General features: G+C 61.1%; 2 protein-coding genes. Both read right to left on the bottom strand.

All coding sequences use genetic code 11. The features are described 5' to 3' along the window. Positions 1-50: 50 nt before the first annotated feature. Positions 51-947 (bottom strand): IS21-like element helper ATPase IstB, encoded by an 897-nt coding sequence (gene istB / locus ACQ7C1_RS31600; RefSeq protein ID WP_138386462.1) that lies wholly within the window; start codon positions 945-947, stop codon positions 51-53. Further along, positions 944-2,458, bottom strand: coding sequence for an IS21 family transposase (gene istA / locus ACQ7C1_RS31605; RefSeq protein WP_430961202.1), 1,515 nt, complete (start codon positions 2,456-2,458; stop codon positions 944-946). Before istA ends, istB begins: the two co-directional genes overlap by 4 nt. Positions 2,459-2,646 lie beyond the last annotated feature (188 nt).

The following is a 2,646-nucleotide window of genomic DNA, read 5'->3' on the forward strand; positions in this document are numbered from 1 at the left end:
TATAGCGCGGCGATCAGGATGAGACGGTGGCGACAATCTGGATGAGACTCTTATGTCGCGGTCGGCATGAAGGTATCATGCTGATTGTCGCTGGCAAGAGTCTCATCGTGTTCTGATTGCCGCTCCGCGACAAACTGGGAAGAGCTTTTGATTGTCGCGAAGGCGGCAGGTCTGCCGCGCTGGCGTTTGGCTTCCATGGCGGAACGTCGCCGGTAGCTTTCGACGTTCATTTCGAAGATCGTTGCGTGATGAACAAGTCGGTCCACCGCGGCAAGCGTCATGGCCGGGTCCGGAAAGACGCGGTTCCATTCTCCGAAGGGCTGATTGGCGGTAATCATGATGGAACGCCGCTCATATCTTGCGGAGATGAGTTCGAAGAGCACGCTGGTCTCGGCCTGGTCCTTGGTGACGTAGGCCAGATCGTCGAGGACAAGCAGATCGAACTTGTCGAGCTTTGTTATGGCGGACTCGAGCTGGAGTTCACGCCGTGCGACCTGAAGCTTCTGGACGAGGTCGGTCGTGCGCGTGAACAGCACCCGCCAACCGTTCTCGATTAGCGCGAGGCCAATGGCGGCAGCGAGATGGCTCTTTCCGCCGCCGGGCGGACCGAACATGAGGATATTGGCACCTTTGGCGAGCCAGCTATCGCCGGCGGCAATGGCCATGACCTGGGCCTTGGAGACCATGGGCACGGCGTCAAAAGCGAAGCTGTCGAGCGTCTTGCCAGGCGGCAGATGCGCCTCGGCGAGATGACGTTCGATCCTGCGATGCGCCCGTTCAGCCAGTTCATGCTCGGCGATGGTCGAGAGGAAGCGAGCCGCAGGCCACCCTTCACGATCGGCCTGTTCGGCAAATTGCGGCCACAGCGTTTTGATCGTCGGTAACCGGAGCTCATTCAGCATGATGCCGAGGCGGGCTTCGTCGATGGTGTTGTGGACGTTCTTCATGCAGCCTCTCCCGCGCAGGCAGACCCCATCAGGGCTTCATAGCTATTGAGCGATGCGAGTTGCACATGAACGATCGGCAACTGATCCGGGTCCGGGCCGAAGATCGCTCTCAAGGTGACCAGGTCGGGCAGTTTGTGGGCGTCGAGCGTTCTGGCAAGCTCCTCGGCCAGTTCACGCTCGCAGCCGCGATCATGAGCCAGCGCCAGCAATTCCACGGTAATCTTGCAAGCCTGCCGGTCAGGCAGTTGCTCGATGAGAGTGTCGAAAGCCCTTCGATATTCCGGCCGGGGGAAGAGCTTGTCGCGATAGACCAGGTTGAGAAGCGCCATCGGCTTTTTGCGCAGGGAATGAATGACGTGGCGATAGTTGACGACCTGGTCATGCTTGCCGCTCGCGTGGGCGCGACCTCGCGGCAACGTCAGTAGATGCGTGCCGCCAATGAAGACGTCGAGGCGATCGTCAAACAAACGCACACGCAGCCGGTGGCCGATCAAACGGGAGGGGACGGTGTAGAAGACCTTGCGCAAGGCGAAGCCGCCGGTGCGCGACACGGTGACGACCACCTCTTCGAAGTCAGTGGTGCGGCGATCGGGAAGCGCCTGCAGATGCGGACGCTCGGTATCGATGCGCTTGCCATGCGCGGCATTGCGACGGCTGACGATCTCATCGATGAAAGCGCGGTAGGAGCGAAGATCGTCGAAGTCTCGGGTGCCGCGCATAAGGAGTGCATCGCGGACCGCGTTCTTGAGATGGCCGTGAGAACTTTCGATTGAGCCGTTCTCGTGGGCGACACCCTTGTTGTTGCGGGTTGGCGTCATCCGGTAATGAGCACACAGCTCCTCATAGCGGTTTGTGAGATCGACCTTGGCATCGGCATCGAGGTTGCGGAAGGCCGCCGACAGGCTGTCGCTGCGGTGATAGAGCGGCGAGCCGCCGACCGACCACAGGGCGTTCTGCAGCCCCTCCGCCAAGGCGACGAAGCTTTCGCCGCCAAGAATGACATGGGCGTGTTCGAAGCCCGACCAGACCAGCCGGAAGTGATAGAGCAGATGGTCGAGTGGCTGACCGGCAATCGTCACGCCGAGGCTGCCCATGTCGGTAAAATCCGACAGACCAAGTCGGCCGGGATCGTGCGTCTGGCGGAAGATCACCTCCTGCGCCTCACCGTGAATGGCCCGCCATGACCGGATGCGCCGCTCAAGGGTGCGGCGAATGCCTTCGGGCAATTCCGGATGACGACGCAGCATCTCGTCGTAAACGGCGACCGCACGAATGCCGGGAGCAGCCTTGAGGAGCGGAACGACCTCTGCATCAAAGATATGCTCAAGCGGATCGGGGCGACGTCGACCGCGGGGCGGCTTGTTCTGCGACGGAAGGCGCTGCTCTTTCTCGATACGGAACGCCGTTGCCCGGCTGATCGACGCCTTCGCGGCGGCGACCTCAACAGAATGCGTTTGTCGGTACTTCATGAATAATCTCATCTGATGATCGGTTACATGGCGACCCGGCACGAAGGTGGTTCTCCCCAGAAGACCGCCACCGTAGCGGGCCGACCGCGATCATGAGACGCCTAAAAATTGCGCCGCGGCGGGGGTGTAACTCCGGTCGGGCTACGCCCTCCCTTCGTCACACCCCCGCCGCCGAGTCTCATCCTGATTGACGTTGAATCTCACCGTGATTGTCGCCGCGCAGGCTCGAC

The sequence above is a fragment of the Rhizobium sp. Nf11,1 genome (genome assembly GCF_050587665.1).
In the GTDB taxonomy this organism is placed as follows: domain Bacteria; phylum Pseudomonadota; class Alphaproteobacteria; order Rhizobiales; family Rhizobiaceae; genus Rhizobium.

Bases quoted from the DNA above. Each gene is read 5' to 3' on its own strand.
- istB (WP_138386462.1), bottom strand. From the start codon at position 947: ATGAAGAACGTCCACAACACCATCGACGAAGCCCGCCTCGGCATCATG.